The sequence below is a fragment of the Caballeronia telluris genome (assembly GCF_001544495.1).
GTDB lineage: Bacteria > Pseudomonadota > Gammaproteobacteria > Burkholderiales > Burkholderiaceae > Caballeronia > Caballeronia telluris.
This window is the reverse complement of the sequence record NZ_FCNZ02000006.1, coordinates 81937-104394: the sequence shown is the minus strand read 5'-3', so window position 1 is coordinate 104394 and position 22458 is coordinate 81937. Positions and strand designations below refer to the sequence as shown.

Genomic DNA, 22458 nt, shown 5'->3' with positions numbered 1-22458 from the left:
AAGGTGAAGGAACGTCATGCCGCAGCCTCCTGCGCCGGACCGGTCACGCCGCTCGTCTGCGGAAAGAGTGACAGCCGGATGCCGACGAGCGCGTGCAACGCGTCGCGCAACGGGCGCGCGGGCAGCGAAGCGGCGGGCGCGGGCTGACCTTCGGCAAGCGGCTCGTCGCCGCCGCCGTTTGCCGTCGACACGCGCGCGAGCGCTGCGTCGATGGCCGTTTGCAGGCTCGCCGGCACGGGCTGGCGCTCGCGCCGCGCGACGCAGCGGTTGTAGTGATCGCGGACGCCGTCGAGCACCGTATCGATCGACGCGCTCACGTCGTCGCCCGTGCGGCGCCGCGCGCGCGTGAGATCGAGCGCGTTGAACGCGACCCGCAAATCGCGAAAGCTCTCGATCGACGGATGACGATGGTCGTCGGTGGCGGCAAGGCGCGGGATCAGTTGCATCAGGCGGTCGAGCATGCGTGCGGCGAGATTGCGCTGATCGCCGTCGGGCGGCGTGGCCGTGCTCAGCACCACGTCCTGCCAGCTCGATCGCATCAGGCGCGCCGCCGCGAGTTCCGCGCCGAAGGGGCGCGTCATGCGCGTCCAGATGAACGCGAAGAGCAGGCCCGCCGGACCCGCCAGATTGCTGTTCAGGAAGGTCAGGAAATTGGCCTCGTAGGCGCTCTGTATGCTGATGAACGAGGCCGTGTTGACGGCGACGAGCATCGTCGCGAGATTGAACTGCGGGCGCGGAATCAGCGTGCCGACGATCAGGAACGGCACCGAGAACATCACGACGAGCATCGCGAAATCGTGCACGTTCGGAAGGATCACGAAGAGGTAGAGTCCCGCGAGCACCACGCTCACGCAGGTCCAGACGAAGAACGCGAAGACTTGCGGCGCGGGTTCGTCGAGCGCGGCGAAGAAGCAGCACGCGACCGCCGCGAGCGAGACGGCCGCGGCGCCGTCGTTCCAGCCGGAGCTGATCCACAGGCTCGACGCGACGAAGATCGCGCCGACCGCCGAGCCCGCCGAGAAGATCAGCATGCCGCGATCGAAATAGCGCGCCGAGCCGCCGAGCCGCCAATGCCTGAAGCGCGGCCGCCAGGCGCCTTTCTCGCGCGCGATCAGGATGCGCAGCGCGCGGCAGTCCTGCCAGACGTCGACGACTTGCTTCAGGCGCCACAACGCGTTCGACAGGAGCGCGCCTTCCCAGGTCGCGAGTTCGGCGGCCGCCGGTTCCAGCGTCGCGATGCGCTCGCGCAGACGGTCGGCTTCGCGCTCGGCCGCGTCGTTGTCGGCGAGCGGCGCGTCGAACCATCCGACGACATCGGCGAGCAGGGTCGCGAGGCCCGCCGGACGCGCCCTGGCGCCGCCGAGCAGCGCGATCAGCGGATCGGCGAGCGCGGAGACGATCGGCAGCAGCAACTGCATGCGTCCGCGCAGCGCGTGCGCGCGCACGAGGATGTCGGGCCGCGCGTGATCGTAGGCGAGCTGGCTCAGCAGGAATTCGAGCTGGTTGACGGTCGCGGCGAGCCGCTGGCGCGCCGCCGAGATCGGCTGACCCGCGATGCGGCCGGAAAGCGTCTCCTTGACGTAGAACGCGGCGTCGCGAAACCAGGCGTCGGTGCGCTCGACGAGCGACGGCGCAAGCCGGCTCGGAAACACCGCCCCGCCGACGACGCTCGCGCACACGATGCCGAGCAGGATTTCCTCGGTGCGCGTGATCGCGAGATCGAAGACGCCGGCCGGGTTCGTCACGGCGGGCAGCGCGATCAGCGGCAGCGTGTAGCCCGCGAGCATGAAGACGTAGCTGCGCGCGGTGCGGTCGGAAATGGCGAGATAGAGCAGCGTGCCCGTCCACAGCGCGACGACGAAGCTGAACAGATACGGCGATTCCACGAACGGCGGCACGAACAGCACCGCCGCCGAGGCGCCGAGCATCGTGCCGAGCGCGCGGTAGAGCGCCTTCGAACGCGTCGCGCCGACAAACGGATTCGACACGATGTAGACCGTCGCCATCGCCCAATAGGGTCGCGGCAGTTCTAGCCTGAGCGCGATATAGAGCGCCAGCATCGAGGCGGTGAAGGTCTTCAGCGAAAACAGCCAGTCGCGCGTGGACGGTAGCGTCATGGTGCGGTGTCCGGGCGCGTCGGATCGCGATGGGCGGGCTCGCGCGCGGGTTCCTGGGCCGGAGCGCGCCGGGGCGCGGCCACTCGCTTGGACCCGTTGAAGAGCGTCAACACCCGCAGCGTGGCTTCCAGATCGGCGCGGCTCACGCCTTCGAGCACTTCGCCGCGCAGCCCGGTCAGTTCCTTCTCGATGGTCGCGGTGATTGCGCGGCCTTCGTCGGTCAGCGAGATGGTTTTCGCGCGGCGGTCGTCGGGGTCTTCGTCGCGGCGCATCAGGCCGGCGGCGCACAACTGGTCGAGCAGGCGCACGAGCGACGGACCTTCGATGCCCACGTGGTCCGCGAGCGTCACCTGCCGCACGCCCGCGCCGAGCCTGCCGGCGATCAGGAGCGGCGCGGCACAGGCCTCGGAGACGTTGTAGGCGGCGAGCAGTCCGTGGCTCGCGCGCCGCCACTGGCGGGCGGCGGTCACGAGCGTACTGCTCACGGCGAGTCGCAGGGCGTCGAGATTTTGCATGGCGCGCATTATATTTTGAGACAAATTCGTTAGCAAGCTATCGAATGGACACGAACGGACGTGCTCGGGCCGCGATCACCACGGGCAACGCGGCGCGCATGCATCGCGACGCGCCGGACCGCGCCGCGGAACGCGTACCAGTCGGCGGTCGATCAGTCCACAAAGTCCGACGCCAGCGATGCGCTCTACTGGTTCGAATCGTCGTGGGACTACGACCCCGCGCCGCAATTCGGACGCTTCCGCGTGCGGCTCTACGCGTTGAATTTCGCCGACGATCGCGCGCTATGTGGAGATGCCGGAGCGGGCGAGCCGTCGTATGGACACCAGACGCTCGCCCATCCGGAGATGTGGAAGAAGTATCTTGCGGAGTTGATGGTGGAGGCGGGACAGTGGGCGACGCTACAGAAGTTGCTTGTGATAAAACGTCGTTCCGCAGAATTCGCCGTCAGGCATCAGCGCGTAATGCGGCACTTCGCCGACACGTTGCCACCCCGCACGCTCATACAGCCGTTCGGCATCGCCGCCGGTCACGGTATCGAGCACCAGCACGGACTTGTTCTCCTCGCGTGCCGCGCGTTCGGCCTCCGCCATCAGCAGCCGTCCGACTCCGCACCGCCGAGCCTGCCGATGCACCAGCATCTTTGCGATGTCCGCGCGATGCGGCTGGTTCTCCGGCTGCTTCGTGACGACTTGAACCGTACCGACGATCCGCCCGGTTCCGTCTTCGGCGACCAGCAGTACACGTTCCCCGCGCGCGACGCCTTCGGCGACCGTTTGCCAGAATGCCACGGCCTTCTCGCGGGAAATCGGCAGCATGAAGCTCACCGATGCGCCGCCTTCGACGCAGTCGGTGAGCACATCGGTCAGGTCTTCCACGCACGCTGCCGCTTCACTTGTGCCGACGCGGCGCACAGTCACGTTGTCGATCATCCGTTGGTCCGTTCATTGAGGGAGGGTGGGTGAGCGCCACCAGATAACGCGCGGCCTTCCTGGTGGGATTCCTGAAGGCGGTGGGGCAGTCCAGCCGCATCGCGAGGCAGTCGCCGGCTTCGAGCCGCCAGCGCGTTTCGCCGACCGTGATTTCCATCGCGCCTTCGAGTAGCCAGACCTGCTGGAAAATCTGGGCGTGGCGCGAACTGGTGTCGTAGTCGACGCGCCGGCCAGCGGGAAACCTGACCTCGACGAGCTGGATCGGCGAGCGTGCGGCAGGCGACAGGTGTCGCCGGATATGTTTCGACGCCGGATCGGTCCAGACCGGCTGTTCAGCTGCGCGAGAAACCGGCGATGGTTCGGCGGCCGGCGCGACGCTCTGTTCGAACAGCGAGGCGAGGGGCACCTTCAGCGCGGTCGCGAGTTTGTCGAGAACGGTCGCGGTGGGACTGCTCTGTCCGCGCTCGATGAGCGAGATGTTGGAGCGGCTCACTGCGCTGCGTTCGGCCAGCGCGTCGAGCGACCAGCCTTGCGCGTCTCGCAGTTCCCGCACGCGGCCCGCGATGATTGCATTGATTTCCATGCTGTCCAGTTTAATGGATTTCTTATCCAGTAAACTAGAAGAGACGCGTGGTTCTGTCAACGGAGGCACGGCCTGGTCGGCGCTGGTCCCGCCGGATCGCCTCACCTATACTCGATCCCGGACGAGCACTTCGCGAACCAGGAAGCGTCAGCGACCCAAGGAACTCCATGCTCAACGAATTCACGAAGACGGTCCTCGTGATCGTCGCCGGGCTTTTTCCTCTCATCAATCCGCCGGCCACGGCGCTCATCGTGCTCAGCATGGTGCCGCACGCGACGCTCGCCGAGCGCGGCGAAATCGCCCGGCGCATCTCGGTCAACAGCTTCGCGATCCTGCTCGCTTCGCTCTCGATCGGCGCGTATGTGCTGTCGTTCTTCGGGATCTCGATTCCGGTGCTGCGGGTCGCGGGCGGCGTCGTCATCGCGATGGCGGGCTGGAATCTCCTGCAAGCCCCCGACGACACGGAAGCCGAAGCCGCCGAAGTCGCGCCCGCGACCGATCGCACGGCGTCGCTGCGCGCCAAGTCGTTCTATCCGCTGACGTTGCCGATCACCGTCGGCCCGGGCGCCATCGCCGTGGCGATCGCGCTCGGCACCGGCTCGCCGCGTGCGGGACTGTTGCCGGTGCATATGGTCGGCGTGGGCGTCGCGCTCGTGATCCTGTGCACGAGCATCTACGTGCGCGTGCGCTTTTCCGGCCACCTCGAACGCCTGCTCGGCACCGTCGGCACGCAGGTCGCCATGCGCCTCTTCGCCTTCGTGATCTTCTGCATCGGCGTGCAGATTCTCTGGCTCGGCGTGTCCGAACTGATCGAAAGCGTGCGCCTGAAATGAAAAGCGGCGCCCCTCGGGGCGCCGCCTTCGACATCGCGCGTCAGGACTTCACTCGCCGTACACGTCGAAGTCGAAATACTTGCCGGCGATCTTCTTGTAGGTGCCGTCCTTGATCATCGCGGCGATGGCGCCGTCGAGCTTCTCCTTCAGGTCGGTGTCTTCGCGGCGCAAGCCGATCGCCGTGCCCGGCCCGAAGATCGCGCTGTCTTCCAGCGCGCCGCCCGCGAACGCGTACGGCTTGCCGCGCGGCGTGTCGAGAAAGCCGCGCTCGGCCTGCACCGCGTTTTGCAGCGACGCGTCGATGCGCCCCGTCAGCAAGTCCGCATAGACCTGGTCTTGGTCGGCATACGACACCACTTGCACGCCCTTCGCGCCCCAGTGTGCCTTCGCGTAGGTTTCCTGCATCGACCCCTGCTCGACGCCCACAGATTTGCCCGCAAGCGATTCCGCCGTCGGCTGGATCGCGGAACCCTTCTTCGCGACGAGGCGCGTCGGCACATGGAAGAGCTTGCTGCTGAACGCGATCTGCTTGACCCGCGCGGGCGTCATCGACATGGTCGAGAGCACGCCGTCGAACTTTTTCGCCTTGAGGCCGGGAATCATGCCGTCGAACGCGTTCTCGACCCACACGCATTTCGCGTTCAGGCGCCGGCACAGTTCGTTGCCGACGTCGATATCGAAGCCGACGAGCGTGCCGTCCGGCGCCTTCGATTCGAACGGCGGATAGCTCGCATCGACGCCGAAGCGGATCGTCGACCAGTCCTTCGCCTGAGCAAAGGTCGAAACGGAAACAGCAAGCATGGCACCCAGCAATAACGTCAACAGCCTCTTCACGATGGTCCTCGTTGGTTGAAAGAATGCGTCAAAACGAATGCGTCAAAACAAATGCCTTAGAACAAATGCGTCAGAGCGACTTGCGGAACGGCGCGCCGGAGTGCTCGCGCAGTTCGTTGAAGACGATCTTCGGCCACGCCTTCTGCGCGACTTCGATTTCGGAGATGTGCGAAGCGAGATACGTCGGCGCGTTCGATGCGTCGAGCGCCATGCGGCCCGCGTAGGCGTCGCTGAAGCGGCGCAGTTCGGCGGCGTCGTCGCAGGTCACCCAGCGCGACATGCGATAGCGCGCGGGCATGATGCGCACGTCGACCTTGTATTCCGCCGACAGTCGATGCGCCACCACTTCGAACTGAAGTTGCCCGACCGCGCCGAGGATGATCGAACCGCCGACGACCGGACGGAACACCTGAATCGCGCCTTCGTCGCCGAACTGGTTGAGCGCCTCGCCGAGCTGCTTCGCGCGCATCGGATCGACCACTTCGACGGTCTGGAAGATTTCCGGCGCGAAGAATGGCAGGCCGGTGAACTGGAGTTCCTCGCCTTCGGTGAGGGTGTCGCCGAGGCGCAGCGTGCCGTGATTCGGGATGCCGATGATGTCGCCCGGATACGCCTCGCTCACCGTTTCACGTCGCTGCGACAGGAACGTGACGACGTTGTTCGCGCGAAACGTCTTCGCCGAGCGCGTGACCTTCAGCGCCATGCCGCGCTCGAAATGGCCCGAACACACGCGGATGAACGCGACGCGGTCGCGGTGCGCGAGGTCCATGTTCGCCTGCACCTTGAAGACGACGCCGGTGAACTTCGGTTCGTCCGGCATCACGGGGCGTTGCACGGTCATGCGCATCGAGGGCGGCGGCGCGAGATCGACGAGCGCGTCGAGAATTTCCTTCACGCCGAAATTGTTGATCGCCGAGCCGAACAGCACCGGCGACTGCTGGCCCGCGAGGAACGCGTCGCGGTCGAGCGGGGGCGTCGCGCCCGTGATCAGGTCGATTTCTTCCTTCGCGCGCGTCCAGCTCGAACCGAAACGGCGCTCGCCTTCCTCGTCGGAGGGCGCCGTGAGCGTTTCGACTTCGCCGCCGGCCGTGTCCTGTCCGGGACGGAACAGGCGCACCTGATCGCGCTGGATGTCATAGACGCCCTGGAATTCCTTGCCCATGCCGATCGGCCAGGTGAACGGCACGGCGGCCACGCCCAGATGCTGCTCGATTTCATCGAGCAGTTCGAGCGGCTGGCGCACTTCGCGGTCGAGCTTGTTGATGAACGTGAGAATCGGCGTGCGGCGCGCGCGGCAGACTTCGAGCAGCTTGAGCGTCTGCGCTTCGACGCCGTTCGCGCCGTCGATCACCATCACGGCAGCATCGACGGCGGTCAGCACGCGGTAGGTGTCCTCGGAGAAGTCCTCGTGGCCCGGGGTGTCGAGCAGGTTGATGACGGCATCGCCGTATTCGAACTGCATCACCGAGCTCGCGACCGAAATGCCGCGTTGCTTTTCGATCTCCATCCAGTCGGAGGTCGCGTAGCGGTTGCTCTTGCGCCCCTTCACGGTGCCCGCGATCTGGATCGCGCCCGAGAACAGCAGGAGTTTTTCGGTGAGCGTCGTCTTGCCCGCGTCAGGGTGGGAAATGACCGCGAACGTGCGGCGCCGTTGAAGTTCGGAGACTGGCATGGTGTCGAGATAAGCGATGGGTTCGTCCGCGGGGTCCGTGTTCACCGGTCGGCGCCCGGCTTGGCCCCGGTTCGCTCGCGAGGCGAGCAAAAAGGCAAACGGGCGGACGGCGGACTGCCTCGCGGGAAAACACGCAAAGGCCGCCGCTCGATGGCGGAAAGGCGGAAAAAAGCGGGATGGACGCGATGATACACGTCCTCGGCGCGACGGCGGAAAGCCGCGCGCGCGGCCGCGCAAGCGCGAGGGGCTATCATGTGCGCAAATTCAAGATGCCTTGAGCCTCGGATCGCACATCGACGACTCGGCGACAAAACGGAAAAACAGCGGGAGAACACATGGCTTTAACTCAGGAAAGCGTCAGCATGGCGCTGTTTTGCGACTTCGAAAACGTGGCGCTCGGCGTGCGCGACGCGAAGTACGAGAAGTTCGACATCGTGCCGGTGCTGGAGCGGCTGCTGCTCAAGGGCAGCATCGTCGTGAAGAAGGCGTATTGCGACTGGGACCGCTACAAGGGCTTCAAGGCGTCGATGCACGAGGCGAGTTTCGAGCTGATCGAGATTCCGCACGTGCGCCAGTCGGGCAAGAATTCGGCGGACATCCGGCTCGTCGTCGATGCGCTCGACCTTTGCTACACGAAGTCGCACGTCGATACGTTCGTCATCATCAGCGGCGACTCCGACTTTTCGCCGCTCGTCTCGAAGCTGCGCGAGAACGCGAAAAAGGTGATCGGCGTGGGCGTGAAGAATTCGACGTCCGATCTGCTGGTCGCGAATTGCGACGAATTCATTTTCTACGACGATCTCGTGCGCGAGCAGCAGCGCGCGATCGCGAAGCGTGAGGCGAGCGAGGCGAGCGCGCGGGCCAAGCGCTCGTCGGACGACGGCCGCCAGCAAAAGCACAGCATGGAAGCGCGCAAGGCGCAGGCGATCGCGCTCGCGGTCGAAACCTTCGACGCGCTGTCGTCCGAGCGCGGCGAGAGCGGGAAGATCTGGGCGTCGGTGCTCAAGAGCGCGATCAAGCGGCGCAAACCGGACTTCAGCGAGTCGTACTTCGGGTTCCGCGCGTTCGGCAATCTGCTCGACGAAGCCCAGGCGCGCGGGCTCCTGGAAGTCGGGCGCGACGAGAAATCGGGCGCGTTCGTGTTCCGGTCGAACGCGGCGGCCGTCGCGGAGCCGGCGGTGTCGAACGTCGAGGAGACGGGCGTCGTCAGGAACGAAAAGGGCGAGAAGAACGGCGGCCGGCGCAAGGGGCGCGGCGGGCGGAAGGAAACGCCGGTTCCGGTCGAAAGCGCGGCGGTCGAGCCGCAGTATGCGGCGGAAGAAGCCGAGTCGTTCGTGCCGCAAGCGGCGCCCGAGCACGACGTGCAAATCCCGCAAGAAGCCGCCGACGAGCCGGCGGAAGTCTCCGAGCGAGCCGAAGCACAGCAGCCGTCGAGGCCTGCGGCGCGTCGCGGACGCAAGACGGCGACGAAAAAGCGCGGCGCGCAGACATCGCCCGAAAGCGCGCAGCCTTTCTGGCCGGGAGCGGACGCGGATTCGCGCCCATCGGAAGAAGCGGCGTCAGGCGCCGACATCGCGGAGACGGCCGCCTCGCCGGACCCGTTCCACGATCATCCCGACGACACGCCGTCCACCGAACAGCCGAAGCCGGCCCGCAAACCGGCGCGTAAATCCGCACCGCGAGCGCGCCGGCCGCGCAAGACAGCGGCGGCGAGTTAGCGGACAAACGCGCGCGTCCGTCGTCGAGAACCTGCCGCCGGACGCCCCGGCTATCCTATTCGGGCTGCAAGCCCTCGCCAGTCGCCAACGATCATGAACACCACCGCAGACACCTCCGCGCCCCGCGCAATCCGCCCGCTGACGCCGCTCGAAGCGCGCGTGGTCGGCGTGCTGGTCGAAAAGCAGCTTACCGTCCCCGACACGTATCCGCTCTCGCTCAACTCGCTCACGTCCGGCTGCAACCAGAAAACCGCGCGCTCGCCGGTGATGAACGCGAGCGAGTCGGACGTGCTCGCGGCCATCGACGGCCTGAAGCGGTTGAGCCTTGTGCTGGAAGGCAGCAGCAGCCGCGTGCCGCGCTTCGAGCACAACATGCAGCGCGTGCTGCGCGTGCCGAGCCAGGCGGTCGCGCTCCTGACCGCGCTCGTGCTGCGCGGTCCGCAGACGCCCGCCGAACTGCGCTCGGCCACGACGCGCCTGCATTCGTTCGCCGATGTCTCGTCGGTCGAAAGCTTTCTCGACGAACTCGCCGGCGGCGCGACGCCCTATGTCGTCAAGCTGTCGCGCGTGCCGGGCGAGCGCGAAAGCCGCTGGGCGCATCTGCTGTGCGGCGAACCGAGCATCGACGAGACCCGCGAGCGCGCCGTGAGCGATGACGCCGCCGCGCCGCTCGCCGAAATCGACGCGCTCAGGGCCGAGCAGCGCTATCTCGCGGCGAAAGTCGAGCGGCTGGAGGCGCTTGTCGCGAAGATGGCGCGCGAACTCGGCATCGACGCCGACCAGGACGCGCCGTCCCCGGACTGAGCGTCGCGCGTCCCACGACAATCCTCATCCGGAGCCTTCATGGCGAACGCTGGACTCTTTTTCACCGCCGCGGGCGTCGGTCTCGCGGTCGCCGCGCCCGTCGGACCGATGGGCATGCTGTGCATCCGCCGCACGTTGACCGAAGGCCCGCGCGCGGGGCTCGCGATCGGCATCGGCATCGCGAGCGGCGATGCGATCTACGGGCTCGTCGCCGCGCTCGGCATGGTGAGCGTGTCGCAGTTCATGCTCGCCTACGACAAGCCGCTGCACCTCGTCGCGGGGCTCTTCCTGCTGTACCTCGGCCTGCGCACGCTGTTGCAGAAGCCCGCCACCGACGCTGCCACCCTCGACGGCGACGCCTCCGGCACCGCGCGCGCGTTCGCCAGTTCGCTGCTGCTGACGCTCACCAACCCGCAGACGATCATCATGTTCGCCGCGCTTTTCGCGACGCTCGCGCCGCGCGGGCCGTTCTCGTCCGGCGTCGCGCTGACGACCGTGCTCGGCGTGTTCTTCGGATCGATTGCGTGGTGGTGCTTTCTCGTCGCCGTGGTGTCGGGCGCGCGTCACGCGCTCGGCGCGCGGCTGCGGCGGATGATCGACCGCGTCGCCGGGCTGGCGCTGGCTGCGTTCGGCATCGCGGAGATCCGGCGCTCGGTCTGACGCGTCCCGGTTTCCTTCAGCGCGCCGCGACGCGCAGCAGCGCGGGCGATGCGCTTTCATTCGCCGCCACGCGCCATTTCGGAAACGTTCCCGAGCCGTCGACTTGCCACGGCTGGCCCAATTCATCCGCGTACATCGGGCTGACCGCGCGGCCCGGCGACGTCCGCCGGAGCGGGCTGGGCGCGTCGCGTTCGAACGAGCGGCTGCCGGTTTCGTTGAAGACCGTCGCAAGCGGCCGTTCGGCCTGCCCCGAGCGGGCAAGCGCCGCGACGAGCGGACCCGAAGGCGCGCGCAACACCGCATCGGCGGGCTTGCGGCCCGCAAGAATCGCATCGAGCAGCGCGGACGGCCCCGTCGAATGCGACGCGTCGAGTGCATCGCCCGCGCGCCTTGCCGGCGAAGCGGTCGGCGAATCGAGCGCGAGCGGCTCGCCGGGCGCGTTCATCTGCACGACCAGAATCACGTGCCAGTCGTCCGGCGTGTTGTTGTAGCGCGGCGCGAGCGAGACGAGCCGAAGCCGCGCGAGTTCGAAGCCGGCATCGCGCAGCAGCAGGTATTTGGCCGTCGCGAAATCCTTGCATACGCCGCTCTCGGCAAAAAAGCGCGACGGCGGATAGTAGGTGCCGTCGGTGCCGTCGCGATAACGGACCTCGTTGACGAGCGCGTCGGCGAGCAGAACGGCGGATTCGTCGCCTGCCTTCGCGCGCTGGGCGCGCACTTGCGCGACGAGGCGATTCCACCCGGCGGGCTGTTTGGTCAGATGCGAGCGCAGCGCGTCGCGCAGACGCTGAACGCGGCCGATCGCATCCGACGACGGCTGGAGCTTCGAGTCGGCGAGCGGCAGCAGAAACATCAGGTCGCCGACTTGCGCCAGTTCCGGCCGGATCTTGCGATTCGCTTCCCACCACGTCGCGCCGCGCAGCCGTTCGATGCCGGCCTCGAGCGCGCCGGTCGTGCCTGCGTGGCGCGCGCCCGGCCCGCCGACGACCGCGGCGCCGCCTTCGGCGGGCGTGCAGAACGCCACGGCGAACAGAACGCGCAGCACACAGCGGAACAGTCGAGCGAGCAGCATGAGGAACTCCCGGCATTGACGCCGGACGCCGATGCGCCCGGTTCCTTCGAAGCCGTCCGATGCTGTCCGAAGTCGATCGACGCAGAAAGCAACGCTGGCTCGCAGCAAACAGTGCACATCACATGCCAATTGTCTGGATCGCGTTAAACCATTGATTTTTAGACGAAAATCAAAGCTTGCCAAGCTAACGGTGGTGTTCGTGACACAACACACACCCGCAGACTGTCGGGCCCGCGCCCACACGCGGCGAACCCGAATCGCCCGATGGATTTCGGCGGGCTACACTGGTCCAGGCGCACCGCTTCACGACCGCATTCTTCGGCCGATTCGGCCGACAGTCTGCGCTCCAGCACGCTTCGCAGCACACTCGATGGCCTGCAACTTGCTTCGTTTGCAGCCATATGATTTCGGCGCCAGACCGAAATCGAATAAGGAGGAGACGATGCACAACACTGCCGGCCATCACGTTGCCGCGCTGGGCGAGACCTCCTGGCTCGCGCCGTCGATCTGCACCTCGCATCAACGGTCCGAGGCGTTCGGGCTGAAGAGTTCGAGCGCGCCCGATTACGACGTCCTGCCCGTCGCGGAGTTGCGCGTGAAGCTGGAACAAAACCGTGTCCTCTGCGCGCACGCGCTGCCCGTGATGGCGACGCTGCAGGAGCAGATCGTCAACACGCAGAGCATGATCGTGCTGACCGACGCGCAGGGCCTCGTGCTGCACTCCACCGGCGATGACGACTTCCTGCGCCGCGCGGAAAAAGTCGCACTGCGCCCCGGCGCGAACTGGGCCGAAGACCGCCAGGGCACGAACGCGATCGGCACCGCGATCGCCGAGCGCTGTCCGATGGTCGTGCATGGCGAGCAGCACTATCTCGCCGCGAATCGTTTCCTCACCTGTTCGAGCGTGCCGATCCTCGATCCTTACGGCGATCTGATCGGCGTGCTCGACGTGACCGGCGACCATCGCAGCTATCACCAGCACACGATGGCGCTCGCGAAGATGTCGGTGCAGATGATCGAAAACCATCTGTTCGCGAGCACTTTCGGAGAAACCCTGAGGATCGGGTTTCATGGCCGCCGCGAGTTTCTCGGCACGCTGATGGAAGGCATGGCCGCGTTCACGCGCGACGGACGCTTTCTGTCCGCGAATCGCAGCGCGCAGTTCCAGTTCGGCTTGCCGCTCGCGGCGCTGCGGGCGCATACCTTGTCGTCGCTGTTCGGGCTGACGGCTTCGCAACTGATCGACCGCGTGAACGGCAGCCGCGGCCAGCCGATTCCGCTGTGCTTGCCCGATGGCATCGTCGTGAGCGCGAAGGTCGAGCATCGCCGGGAGACGGTGACCGCCAGCGAGCGTCCCTCGAGCCGGCCTTACGAACGCGAACGCGAACGCGAGCGCGAACGCGAGCGCGAAGCGCCCGCGCCGCGCGCGTCGACGGGCGGCGGACTCGCGCGCCTCGATACCGGCGATGCGCGCGTCGCGGCGGTGATCGGCAAGGTGCGCAAGGTGATCGATCGCGACATCCCGATCCTGATCACCGGCGAAACGGGCACCGGCAAGGAACTGCTCGCGCAGGCCATCCATCACGATTCGCCGCGCTCGTCGGGGCCGTTCGTCGCGGTGAATTGCGCGTCGATCCCCGAGACGCTGATCGAATCCGAACTCTTCGGCTACGAAGAAGGCGCGTTCACCGGCGCACGCCGCAAGGGCGCGACGGGCAAGCTCCTCCAGGCGAACGGCGGCACGCTTTTTCTCGACGAGATCGGCGACATGCCGTATCCGTTGCAGGTGCGCCTGCTGCGGGTATTGCAGGAGCGGCTCGTGAACCCGCTCGGCTCGGCGAAGTCGATTCCGGTCGATGTCGCGATCGTCTGCGCGACGCACCGCGACCTGCGCGAGATGATCGCGGAAAGCCGGTTTCGCGAAGACCTCTATTACCGGCTCAATGGTCTTGTCGTGAAGCTGCCGCCGCTGCGCGAGCGTTCGGATCTGCGCACGGTCGTGCAGCGCATGCTTCAGCAGGAGGCGAGCTGCGCGGCGCCGCTGTCGATCGCGCCCGACGTGATGCAGCTTTTCGAGCAATGCCGCTGGCCGGGCAACTTCCGGCAGCTTGGCAACCTGCTGCGCACGGCGGCGGCGATGGTGGACGACGACGGCGAAATCCGCATCGAACATCTGCCCGACGATTTCTTCGACGACGTCGAGCGGGGCGCGGCACCCGGCACGACAGCCGCGCCCAATGCGGATGCCGACCTGCATACGTTCACCGCATCCGCGATTACGGCGGCGCTTGCCCGGCACAACGGCAACGTATCGGCGGCGGCGCGTTCGCTCGGCATCTCGCGCAATACGATCTATCGCAGGGTGGCGCTCGGCGCGCGGACCGACGACTCCTGAGCCGCGAACTGTTGCTCCGCTGTGCCAGCGTGGAGCAACGGTGTTGCGCTTTGGAACACTGTGCGGCGCACGGCGGTGAGCGGCTCCGGGCACCACGCGACGGCACGAAGCTTGCCTGCCTTGTACCGACCGTCGACATTGACCGGTCGCACACCAACCCATGCAACATCCAAGGAGATACTCATGACGTGGACCACCCCCGCTTTCACCGACCTGCGATTCGGCTTCGAAATCACGATGTATATCGCTAATCGCTGATCTTCCCCGGACGTAGCCTCGCTGCGCGAACGCAGCGAGGCTACGCGCCTCACTGCGCCGTGCGCGCCGCGAGCGGTGTCGTGGATGCGCGGGCGGCATCGGCGGTGAGCTTGGCCGTGCTTGCCCCGTAGCCATTCGAATGCAGCAGGAACGCCATGATGTCCGCGTAGTCCTGATCGCGCATCTTGCCCGGCTTGTCCGCCGGCATGTTGCTCGCCATGTACTGGAAGATCGCGCCGATCGGATGCGCCTTCGCCGACGCCGGCGCAAACGACGGTCCGCGCAACGCCGGCGCCGTGATGCCCTGCAAGTCGGGACCGTGACACTTGGCGCATGAACTCGCGTAGAGCGTCTTGCCGTGCGCGACCTGCGCCTGACTGAACGCGGGATCGGCGGTGGTGCTCGCGTCCACGCGCACGATATGCGCGTCGGCGGCGCCGCGTGACGGGCCGTCGAGATACGCGGGCGTCGTCTGCGCGGTCTTTTCGTCGGCGGGGAGCGCCCAGTCTTTCGTGAGCGTGGCGAGGCGTCCATCGGCGGACATCGTCGCGATCGCGCGATCGATTCGCTTCTGCAAAGGCGCCGCTTCCGGCGCGAACGCGAACACGAGCGACCAGTCGGCGTAAGCGGAACGCGTGGATGCCGTCACAAATCGCGTCTGCGGATGCTTGCCACGATAAGCGACGAGCGCCGGATACCAGACGATCGCACGGCGCGCACGGCCATTCGCGACGGCATCGACGGTCGATTCCGACGTGTTCTCCAGATCCAGTTCGACATCGCGTTGCTGCACGGCGATGAGTTGCGCCGGGCTCGCATAAGTCGCCGCGACGATGTCGGGTGCGTCGGACTGCGCGCGCCTGTCGCGCAGCCCGACGCTCACGTAGCCCGAGCGCAGATAGCTCGCCGAGAAACGTAGTTTGCTATCCGAACCGTCGGCGACGCTGGAACGCGGAAAGCCCGCGATCACATCGCAATGCTTCGCGAGGACCTTGTGCAGCTCCTTCGGCGACACGCCGTCGTCGTCGCCTTCGCCGATCGCTTCGCGCACGAAGGAGACGTCGAGGCCCGCTGTCTTGAACACCGCTTTCGCCACGCTGTGATCGAGCGCCGTCGAAGGGCTGCCGGGAAACGTGCAGACGCGCACGCCCGCATGCGAAAAGGCCGGCAGCGCCGCGAGCGTCGCGGCCATGGCCGCACAGGCCAGTTGTATCGAATGATGCTTCATGGAAGTGTTCCTTCAGGAATTCGGTACTCGCGATGCCGCCCGTCTCGGCGATGGGCGGCATCGCCCGATCAGCCGTGCTGCAACGCAAACACGTAGAGCGTGCCGCCGCGCGGAATCTTCTCGGCGGCCTTCGCCATCGGGCCGCCCCAGATCGGGTTGGCGCCGCCGTAGCCCGTGAGGATCGCGACGTATTCCTGGCCGTCGACTTCGAACACGGAAGGCTGCGCGATGATCCCGCTGGTGAGCTTCGGGCTTTGCCAGAGGACCTTGCCGTTCGTTTCGTCGAAGGCGTAGAGATGGCCGTCGAGCGAGCCGCTGAACGCGAGACCGCCCGCAGTGGTCGCGACGCCGCCGTTCCACGGCAGCTTGGTCCAGTGGCTCCAGACCTTCTTGCCGGTGTTCACGTCGATGGCTTGCAGTTCGCCATAGCCCTTGCTGCCCGGTTCCGGCTTGATCCCGAAGCCTTCGCCAAGATACGGCAGACCTTCCATGAAGTTCACCGACTTGCCCGACAGCGACATGCACGCATGCAGCGAAGGCACGAACGCGAGATGCTTCTGCGGATCGTAGGAAACCGACCACCAGTTCTTGCCGCCGAGGAAACTCGGACACGTGTCGATCGTCGTGCCGACCTTCGGGTATTTCGAGTCGTCCTGGATCGGCTTGCCGTCGGCCGTGTAGCCCTTCACCGAAGTCGCCGTGACGAACGGCTTCGCGTAGATCAGCTTGCCGGTCGTGCGGTCGATCGCGTGGAAGTAGCCGTTGCGATCGGCGTGGACGATGGCGTCGTAGTCCTTCTGCTCGTAGGTGATCTTCGCGAGCACCGGCGTGTTCACGCCGTCGTAGTCCCACGTGTCGTGACGCGTGTACTGGTAGTGCCACTTGAGGTCGCCGTTTTGCGGATCGAGGGCGAGCAGCGAGTCGGAATAGAGGTTGTCGCCGGGACGCAGGTCGGCGAGCCACGGGCCCGGATTGCCGACGCCCCAGTAGAGCGTCTTCGATGCCGCGTCGTAGGTGCCCGTCAGCCACGCGGGGGCGCCGCCGTGCTCCTGCATGCCCTTCGGCCAGGTATCGCCGTGCTGTTCGTTGGCGGCGGGCACCGTGAAGCGCTTCCAGAGGACGTTGCCGTCGTCGGGGCTCAGCGCCGCGATGAAGCCGCGCGCGCCGTACTCGCCGCCCGCGCTGCCGACGATCAGCTTGCCGTCGAGCGCGAGCGGCGCAAGCGAGAACGCATAGCCGATGCCCGGCTCGAACATCTGCTTCTTCCAGACGAGCGCGCCGGTCTGCGCGTCGAGCGCGGCGACGTCGCCGGAGAGCATCGCGACATAGACGTTCTTTCCATACAGCGCGACGCCCCGGTTGATCACGTCGCAGCAGGCGGTCTTGAACGATTCCGCGCCGAGCTTCGGTTCGTACTTCCAGAGCGGCTTGCCGGTCGCGGCATCGAAGGCGTAGACGTTGTCCTTCGGCGTGGTGACGAAGAGATAGCGGCCGTTCACGAGCGGCGTCGCTTCGAAGCCCTGCTGAAGCTCCGCCGGAAACTTGTAGCTCCACACCTGCTTCAGCTTCTTCACGTTCGACGTATCGATCTGCTTGAGCGGCGAGTGCGACTGGCCTCCGTAGTTGCGATAGTAGGTGAGCCAGCCCGGGTCCTCCTGCGCGTTCGTGAGCCGCTCGTACGTCACGGGCGGATACGCGTCGGCGGCGTATGCGTACGCGGCGGCGAGCGCCGTCGTCATGATCGCGGCGAGTGCCGTGAGCCTCGGTATCGAAGTCGTTCTCATCCCTGTCTCCTTGATATTCGTTGTGGCGCGGCGCGGTATCGTGGGGCGCTGCGACAAGGCTCAAGGCAAGTCGTATGCCATTGGCGGAGAGGGCCGCCACGCGGTCGTGAGCGCGAGAAGCCGCTTGGTGCGGGTGTTGCAAAGCGGGACAGCGCGCAACGCCCAAGTGTTGCGTGCAGAAGCAGTCGAGTGCGGGTTTTATCGCGTCTGACGGCGAGGCATGCGAAGGTACAATCGGTCATCGCCTGCCATGACACGACGGCTCTTCAAATGACACGCATTCTTCGCCGCCGCATGCTTGTCGCGTCCGCGCTCGCGGCGGCCGGGCTTGGCCGGGCCGCGCGTGTCGATGCGGTCGCAGACCGCAAGTTCGGCATTGCGCTCGTGATGAAATCGGTCGACGATCCCTTCGTCGTCGCGATGATCGAAGGTGCGACGAACTACCAGCGGCACTACGCGTCGCAACTCGACCTGACGACGAGCGGCACCGCAACGGAAACCGATACGGCCGGGCAGATCAGGCTCGTCGAAGAGATGATCGTCGCGAAGGCGGCGGCGATCGTCATCGCGCCGGTCGATTCGAAGGCGCTCGTGCCGGTGGCCGCGAAGGCGGTTTCGGCGGGCATCGTCGTGATCGCGATCGACAATCCGTTCGACGATGCGGCCGAAGACGCCGCGCAGGTGTCGATTCCGTTCGTCGGACCGGATAGCCGCAAGGGCGCGCGGCTCGTCGGGCACTATCTCGCGCAGCGGCTCAAGCCGCGCGACGAAGTGGGCGTCATCGAAGGCGTGGCGGCGGACCGCAATGCCGAGGAGCGCACGACGGGCTTCAGGGAAGCGATGGATGCCGCCGGCGTGAAGATCGTCGCGGTGCAGTCGGGCGACTGGAGCGTGTCGAGCGGCCGCGAGATCGCGTCGTCGATGCTGAACGCGCATCCGGGCATTCGCGCGCTGCTGTGCGCCAACGACAACATCGCGATCGGTGCGGCGGGCGTCGTGCGCGCGCTGGGACGCAGCGGCCGCGTGTACGTGACGGGCTATAACAACATCGGGCAGATTCGCCCGATGCTCGCGGACGGCCGCGTGCTCGCGACCGTCGAGCAGTTCGCGGCGCGGCAGGCCGTGTTCGGCATCGACGTGGCGTTGAAGGCGCTCGTCGAAGGAAGGAAGCAGCGGGATCTTTCACCGTACATCGAGACGCCGGTGCAACTCGTGACGAACGAAAGCGTGCAGACGTCGCGGCTGGGGTGACGGCGTACGTCAGGCGAGCGCGGCTTAACGCACGAGGAAACCGTAGGTCAGCGGATCGCGCTCGTCGATGATCCAGTTCGCAAAGCCGCAGATGTACGCATTGCCTTCCACTTCGGGAATCACCGCGTCGAACTCGCCGAGTTTCGTCTCGCGCAGGACGCGCCCCTTGAACACCGTGCCGATCACCGATTCGTTGACGAGCGTCTCGTCACGGCCGAGCCGTCCGCGCAAATAAAGCTGGGCGACGCGGCCCGCCGTGCCCGAGCCCGTCGGCGAGCGGTCGACTTCGCGGTCGGCGAACACGCAGCAGTTAGCTTGCGTGGACCCCGCATGCCGCGGACTGTTCGCGATGATCGTCCCGTAGACGTGGTTCAGCTCGGGGATCTCCGGATGCACGACCTTGAACGCCGCGTTCGCCGCCGCCTTCACCTCCGCGCCGAACGCGATGAGCCGAACGACCGCGGATTCGCGCACCGGCAGATCGAACGGCGCGCCGTCCGCGTAGAAATAGAACGCGCCGCCGAACGCGATGTCGCCGGTCACTTTGCCGAAGCTCGGCGTATCGACCGTCACGTCGCGCTGCCAGATGAACGACGGCACGTTGACGAAGCGCACGTTGCCCGCGTGTTCGCCGTCCCACTGGACGAACGCTTCGATGAAGCCGCACGGCGCGTCGATCCCGACGCGCGTTTCCGGCGACGTGCGTTCGATCCAGCCCAGTTCGACGGCGGCGGTCGCGAGCCCGATCACGCCGTGTCCGCAATGGTCGCTGTAGCCTTCGTTGTGCACGAAGATCACGCCGAAGTCCGCGCCTTCGCTCACGGGTTCGGTCAGGTAGCCGCCGTACATGTCGGCGTGACCGCGCGGCTCGAACATCAGCGCGCGACGGATGTGGTCGGCGTGTTCCTTGAGCCATGCGCGACGCGCGACGATGGTCTTGCCCTGCATCCGCGGCAGTCCGCTCGTGACGATGCGAAACGCCTCGCCGCCCGTATGCACTTCCACTGTGCTTATCGCCTTCGTGATCTTCATGCGTTCTCCATCATTGTGTGTAAGGCGCGGGCAAGCCGTTCTTGATCGTATACACGGTCGTCGGCGCGCCGATCAGGTCGCCCTTCGCGTCGAATGAATACGTGCCCGCGATGCCCTTGTAATCCGACTTCGCCAATTGGGCGATCAGCTTCGCCTTGTCGGTCGTCGTGCCCGCCTTGACCATTGCATCGGCGAGCAGCATCACGCCGTCGTAGTAGCTGACTGCGTACACCTGCGTGTCGGTGTGATACGTGTCCTTGTAGCGCTTCAGGAAGTCGCTGCCCGCCGGGGTCTTGTCGAGCGATGTGCCGCCCTGCGCGCAGTACACGATCGACGCATCCGCGCCCGCCACCTTGCCCATGTCCGCCGAGCAGATGCCATCGCCGCCGAGCAGCTTCGCGCGAATGCCGCGCTGGCGCATCTGCTTCGCCATCGGCGCGCCCTGGGACGCGTAGCCGCCGAAGAAGATCACGTCCGGGTTCTTCGACTTGATCGTGGTCAGGATGCCGAGGAAGTCCGTGGCGCTGGAACTGGTGTACTGGTTATCGACAATCTGCAGGCCCTGCGCCTTCGCGACCCGCGCGAACTCTTCCGCGACGCCTTGTCCGTAAGCCGTGCGGTCGTCGATGATGGCGGCGGTCTTCGCCTTGAGCGTCTTCACGGCGAATTCGGCCATCGTGCCGCCGAGCTGTTCGTCGCTCGCGCCGATGCGGAAGATGTTCTTGAACCCCTGCTTCGTCAGCGCGGGGTTGGAAGCGACCGGCAGCATCGGAATGCCCGCCGTGTTGTAGACCCGCGACGCGGGAATCGCCACGCCCGAGTTGTACGGCCCGACCACGGCGACGATGCCGCTGTCCGCGAGCTTCTGCGCGATCTGCACGCCGATCTTCGGGTCGGCCTGGTCGTCTTCGGAGTCGAGCTTGAACGTGACCTTCTTGCCCGCGACGGTCACGCCGCGCTTGTTGAGATCGTCGATCGCCATGCGCGCGCCGTTCTCGTTGTCCTTGCCGTTGACCGCCTGCGGGCCGGTCAGCGGCGCGGAATGGCCGATCGTTACGACTTCCTGCGCCTGGATCTGCACGCACGCGGACGCCGCCGCGACGGCCAGTAATCCCTGAAGTGCCTTGTTCATCGACGTCTCCTGTTTTTTTGGACCAGCGGATAACCGGCAAAGCGCACGCGCACGGCGGCAGAACCCGGCATGCCCGACAGCGAATATACGACGAACGCGCTCGCGCGGCATGAGCATTAGCCCGATATGGCCGCACTACGCGGCCGCACCCGGCGGCCGCACGAGCGATAACCGCAGGATATCGACGCATTACGTAAATTCAGTGGACGGATATCGCTGAATTGCCGAGACTTGGCCTCCACGCGGTCCTTCGCAGCACGCTCGCTGCATGCAGAGGACACGCGAGGACATCGAAGAAGCGCAGCCAAGCGCAACCGGAGGAGACATGTTCCATCGACCAAGAGTCACCCGCTCGATACTCGCGATCATGTGCGCGATGTCGTTCATCATGTATCTGGATCGCGTGAACCTGTCGGCGGCGGCCGGCATTATCCGCGACGATCTGCATCTGACCAACACCGACGTCGGCCTCGTGTTCGCCGCGTTCGCGTACACCTACGCGATCTGCCAGGTGATCGGCGGCTGGGTCAGCGACCGCTTCGGCGCGAAGACCACGCTGACCATTTGCGCCTCCATCTGGATCGTCGCGACGGTCGCGACGGGGTTCGCCGGCGGCGTCGTGTCGCTCTTCTGCGCGCGGATGCTGCTCGGTGTGGGCGAGGGCGCGGCGCTGCCGGCGCAGGCGCGCGCGCTGACGAACTGGTATCCCGCGAGCAAGCGCGGCTTCGTGCAGGGCCTCACGCACTCGTTCTCGCGCCTCGGCAATGCGGTGACGCCGCCGCTCATCGCGCTGATCGTCGCGTTTGCTTCGTGGCGCGCGTCGTTCATTCTCGTCGGCGTGCTGACCGCGATCTGGGTGGTCGTCTACGCCTGGTATTTCGCCGACAACCCGCGCAAGCATCGTCACATGACGGCCGAGGAAGAAGCCGAACTGCCGCCGGCGGGCAAGGTTGTGATCGAGAAGACGCGCGAGCCGACGCCCTGGGGCCGACTCATCAAGCGCATCGGGCCGACGATGATCGTGTACTTCTGCTACGGCTGGACCGGCTGGCTCTTCTTCACCTGGCTGCCGACGTTCTTCATGCACGGACGCGGCCTCGATCTGAAGAGTTCGGCGCTCTTTTCGGCGGGCGTGTTCCTCTCGGGCGTGGTCGGCAACACGGCGGGCGGCGTGCTGAGCGACCGCATCCTGAAGCGCACCGGCAACGTCGTCGCGGCGCGGCGCAACATGATCATCGTTGCGTTTCTCGGCGCGCTCGTCTTCCTCGCGCCGGTCATGTTCGTGAAGTCGCTGCCGATCATGGCCGCGTCGATGAGCCTCTCGTTCTTTTTTCTCGAGATGACCATCGGGCCGATCTGGGCCGTGCCGATGGACATCACGCCGAAGCACGTCGGCATCGCGAGCGGACTCGTCAACGCGGGGTCGGCGGTAGCGGGCATCTTCTCGCCCATCGTGTTCGGCTTCGTCGTCGATCACACCGGAAGCTGGACGCTGCCGTTCGCCGGATCGCTCGGGCTGCTCGCCGTCGGCATCGTGATGACGTTCTTCATGCGGCCCGACATCGCGCTGGAGCCGGGCATCGGCTCGACGGGCGTCACGCGCGATCTCGAACTGGCCGAACGGGTCGGCCACTGAGGCT

19 protein-coding genes are annotated in these 22458 nt (G+C 66.3%); 8 read left to right on the top strand and 11 right to left on the bottom strand.

Annotated features, from left to right (window positions below):
- Positions 1-14: 14 nt before the first annotated feature.
- The 4 genes from AWB66_RS09825 to AWB66_RS09810 form a co-directional block, all read right to left on the bottom strand.
- Positions 15-2117, bottom strand: a complete 2103-nt coding sequence (locus AWB66_RS09825; RefSeq protein ID WP_087630103.1) for an FUSC family protein — start codon at positions 2115-2117, stop codon at positions 15-17.
- The gene (locus tag AWB66_RS09820; RefSeq protein WP_087630260.1) at positions 2114-2632 is read right to left on the bottom strand and encodes a MarR family transcriptional regulator; all 519 of its coding nucleotides are present in this window, start codon (positions 2630-2632) and stop codon (positions 2114-2116) included. Before AWB66_RS09820 ends, AWB66_RS09825 begins: the two co-directional genes overlap by 4 nt.
- Positions 2633-3031: 399 nt before the next feature.
- A complete protein-coding gene (locus AWB66_RS09815; RefSeq protein ID WP_087630102.1) occupies positions 3032-3562 on the bottom strand; it encodes a GNAT family N-acetyltransferase in 531 nt (176 codons plus the stop codon).
- Positions 3522-4145 carry a helix-turn-helix domain-containing protein gene (locus AWB66_RS09810; RefSeq protein ID WP_125469698.1) on the bottom strand — a complete coding sequence of 208 codons (624 nt, stop codon included), beginning with the start codon at positions 4143-4145 and terminating at the stop codon, positions 3522-3524. The genes AWB66_RS09815 and AWB66_RS09810 overlap by 41 nt, the downstream gene beginning before the upstream one ends.
- 167 nt (positions 4146-4312) lie before the next feature.
- Here AWB66_RS09810 and AWB66_RS09805 point away from each other — a divergent pair, with 167 nt between their 5' ends.
- The gene (locus tag AWB66_RS09805) at positions 4313-4978 is read left to right on the top strand and encodes a MarC family protein (protein WP_087630101.1); all 666 of its coding nucleotides are present in this window, start codon (positions 4313-4315) and stop codon (positions 4976-4978) included.
- A 48-nt stretch (positions 4979-5026) separates the two neighbouring features.
- Here AWB66_RS09805 and AWB66_RS09800 read toward each other — a convergent pair whose 3' ends face one another.
- A complete protein-coding gene (locus AWB66_RS09800; RefSeq protein ID WP_087630100.1) occupies positions 5027-5812 on the bottom strand; it encodes an ABC transporter substrate-binding protein in 786 nt (261 codons plus the stop codon).
- Between the two features lie 70 nt (positions 5813-5882).
- A complete protein-coding gene (locus AWB66_RS09795; protein ID WP_087630259.1) occupies positions 5883-7484 on the bottom strand; it encodes a peptide chain release factor 3 in 1602 nt (533 codons plus the stop codon).
- A gap of 362 nt (positions 7485-7846) precedes the next feature.
- Between AWB66_RS09795 and AWB66_RS09790 the strand changes: the two genes are divergently transcribed.
- The 3 genes from AWB66_RS09790 (at position 7847) to AWB66_RS09780 (ending at position 10666) form a co-directional block, all read left to right on the top strand.
- Positions 7847-9202: an NYN domain-containing protein gene (locus tag AWB66_RS09790; protein WP_200818963.1), complete on the top strand. Its 1356-nt coding sequence runs from the start codon at positions 7847-7849 to the stop codon at positions 9200-9202.
- A gap of 93 nt (positions 9203-9295) precedes the next feature.
- Positions 9296-10006, top strand: coding sequence for a YceH family protein (locus AWB66_RS09785; RefSeq protein ID WP_087630098.1), 711 nt, complete (start codon positions 9296-9298; stop codon positions 10004-10006).
- A gap of 39 nt (positions 10007-10045) precedes the next feature.
- A complete protein-coding gene (locus tag AWB66_RS09780) occupies positions 10046-10666 on the top strand; it encodes a LysE family translocator (protein ID WP_087630097.1) in 621 nt (206 codons plus the stop codon).
- A gap of 16 nt (positions 10667-10682) precedes the next feature.
- On the opposite strand, the gene AWB66_RS09775 is transcribed toward AWB66_RS09780, so the two are convergent.
- A complete protein-coding gene (locus AWB66_RS09775; protein WP_087630096.1) occupies positions 10683-11738 on the bottom strand; it encodes a transglutaminase domain-containing protein in 1056 nt (351 codons plus the stop codon).
- 442 nt (positions 11739-12180) lie between these two features.
- On the opposite strand from AWB66_RS09775, the gene AWB66_RS09770 reads away from it, so the two are divergent.
- Both AWB66_RS09770 and pqqA read left to right on the top strand, forming a co-directional pair.
- Positions 12181-14133 carry a sigma-54-dependent Fis family transcriptional regulator gene (locus AWB66_RS09770; RefSeq protein ID WP_087630095.1) on the top strand — a complete coding sequence of 651 codons (1953 nt, stop codon included), beginning with the start codon at positions 12181-12183 and terminating at the stop codon, positions 14131-14133.
- 183 nt (positions 14134-14316) lie between these two features.
- The gene (pqqA, locus tag AWB66_RS09765) at positions 14317-14391 is read left to right on the top strand and encodes a pyrroloquinoline quinone precursor peptide PqqA (protein ID WP_087630258.1); all 75 of its coding nucleotides are present in this window, start codon (positions 14317-14319) and stop codon (positions 14389-14391) included.
- A 49-nt stretch (positions 14392-14440) separates the two neighbouring features.
- Here pqqA and AWB66_RS09760 read toward each other — a convergent pair whose 3' ends face one another.
- Together AWB66_RS09760 and AWB66_RS09755 are read right to left on the bottom strand one after the other, a co-directional pair.
- Positions 14441-15619 (bottom strand): c-type cytochrome, encoded by a 1179-nt coding sequence (locus AWB66_RS09760; protein WP_087630094.1) that lies wholly within the window; start codon positions 15617-15619, stop codon positions 14441-14443.
- 68 nt (positions 15620-15687) lie between these two features.
- Entirely contained in the window at positions 15688-17403 is a 1716-nt protein-coding gene (locus AWB66_RS09755; protein WP_087630093.1) for a methanol/ethanol family PQQ-dependent dehydrogenase, read from the bottom strand.
- A 270-nt stretch (positions 17404-17673) separates the two neighbouring features.
- On the opposite strand from AWB66_RS09755, the gene AWB66_RS09750 reads away from it, so the two are divergent.
- Complete coding sequence (locus AWB66_RS09750; protein WP_087630092.1) at positions 17674-18654, top strand: substrate-binding domain-containing protein; 981 nt, start codon at positions 17674-17676, stop codon at positions 18652-18654.
- A gap of 24 nt (positions 18655-18678) precedes the next feature.
- Here AWB66_RS09750 and lhpH read toward each other — a convergent pair whose 3' ends face one another.
- Entirely contained in the window at positions 18679-19686 is a 1008-nt protein-coding gene (gene lhpH, locus AWB66_RS09745; protein ID WP_087630091.1) for a trans-3-hydroxy-L-proline dehydratase, read from the bottom strand.
- A gap of 10 nt (positions 19687-19696) precedes the next feature.
- Positions 19697-20818, bottom strand: a complete 1122-nt coding sequence (locus AWB66_RS09740) for a branched-chain amino acid ABC transporter substrate-binding protein (RefSeq protein ID WP_087630090.1) — start codon at positions 20816-20818, stop codon at positions 19697-19699.
- A gap of 325 nt (positions 20819-21143) precedes the next feature.
- Here AWB66_RS09740 and AWB66_RS09735 point away from each other — a divergent pair, with 325 nt between their 5' ends.
- Positions 21144-22454, top strand: a complete 1311-nt coding sequence (locus AWB66_RS09735) for an MFS transporter (protein ID WP_143328351.1) — start codon at positions 21144-21146, stop codon at positions 22452-22454.
- Positions 22455-22458: the final 4 nt, after the last annotated feature.

Excerpts from the sequence above, each read along its gene's own strand:
- AWB66_RS09815 (WP_087630102.1), bottom strand. The coding sequence starts at position 3,562 with ATGATCGACAACGTGACTGTGCGCCGCGTCGGCACAAGTGAAGCGGCA.
- AWB66_RS09735 (WP_143328351.1), top strand. The coding sequence starts at position 21,144 with ATGTTCCATCGACCAAGAGTCACCCGCTCGATACTCGCGATCATGTGC.
- AWB66_RS09795 (WP_087630259.1), bottom strand. The coding sequence starts at position 7,484 with ATGCCAGTCTCCGAACTTCAACGGCGCCGCACGTTCGCGGTCATTTCC.
- AWB66_RS09825 (WP_087630103.1), bottom strand. The coding sequence starts at position 2,117 with ATGACGCTACCGTCCACGCGCGACTGGCTGTTTTCGCTGAAGACCTTC.
- AWB66_RS09785 (WP_087630098.1), top strand. The coding sequence starts at position 9,296 with ATGAACACCACCGCAGACACCTCCGCGCCCCGCGCAATCCGCCCGCTG.
- lhpH (WP_087630091.1), bottom strand. The coding sequence starts at position 19,686 with ATGAAGATCACGAAGGCGATAAGCACAGTGGAAGTGCATACGGGCGGC.
- AWB66_RS09810 (WP_125469698.1), bottom strand. The coding sequence starts at position 4,145 with ATGGAAATCAATGCAATCATCGCGGGCCGCGTGCGGGAACTGCGAGAC.
- AWB66_RS09740 (WP_087630090.1), bottom strand. The coding sequence starts at position 20,818 with ATGAACAAGGCACTTCAGGGATTACTGGCCGTCGCGGCGGCGTCCGCG.
- AWB66_RS09805 (WP_087630101.1), top strand. The coding sequence starts at position 4,313 with ATGCTCAACGAATTCACGAAGACGGTCCTCGTGATCGTCGCCGGGCTT.
- AWB66_RS09775 (WP_087630096.1), bottom strand. The coding sequence starts at position 11,738 with ATGCTGCTCGCTCGACTGTTCCGCTGTGTGCTGCGCGTTCTGTTCGCC.
- AWB66_RS09755 (WP_087630093.1), bottom strand. The coding sequence starts at position 17,403 with ATGAGAACGACTTCGATACCGAGGCTCACGGCACTCGCCGCGATCATG.
- AWB66_RS09750 (WP_087630092.1), top strand. The coding sequence starts at position 17,674 with ATGACACGCATTCTTCGCCGCCGCATGCTTGTCGCGTCCGCGCTCGCG.
- AWB66_RS09820 (WP_087630260.1), bottom strand. The coding sequence starts at position 2,632 with ATGCAAAATCTCGACGCCCTGCGACTCGCCGTGAGCAGTACGCTCGTG.
- AWB66_RS09760 (WP_087630094.1), bottom strand. The coding sequence starts at position 15,619 with ATGAAGCATCATTCGATACAACTGGCCTGTGCGGCCATGGCCGCGACG.
- AWB66_RS09770 (WP_087630095.1), top strand. The coding sequence starts at position 12,181 with ATGCACAACACTGCCGGCCATCACGTTGCCGCGCTGGGCGAGACCTCC.
- AWB66_RS09790 (WP_200818963.1), top strand. The coding sequence starts at position 7,847 with ATGGCGCTGTTTTGCGACTTCGAAAACGTGGCGCTCGGCGTGCGCGAC.
- AWB66_RS09780 (WP_087630097.1), top strand. The coding sequence starts at position 10,046 with ATGGCGAACGCTGGACTCTTTTTCACCGCCGCGGGCGTCGGTCTCGCG.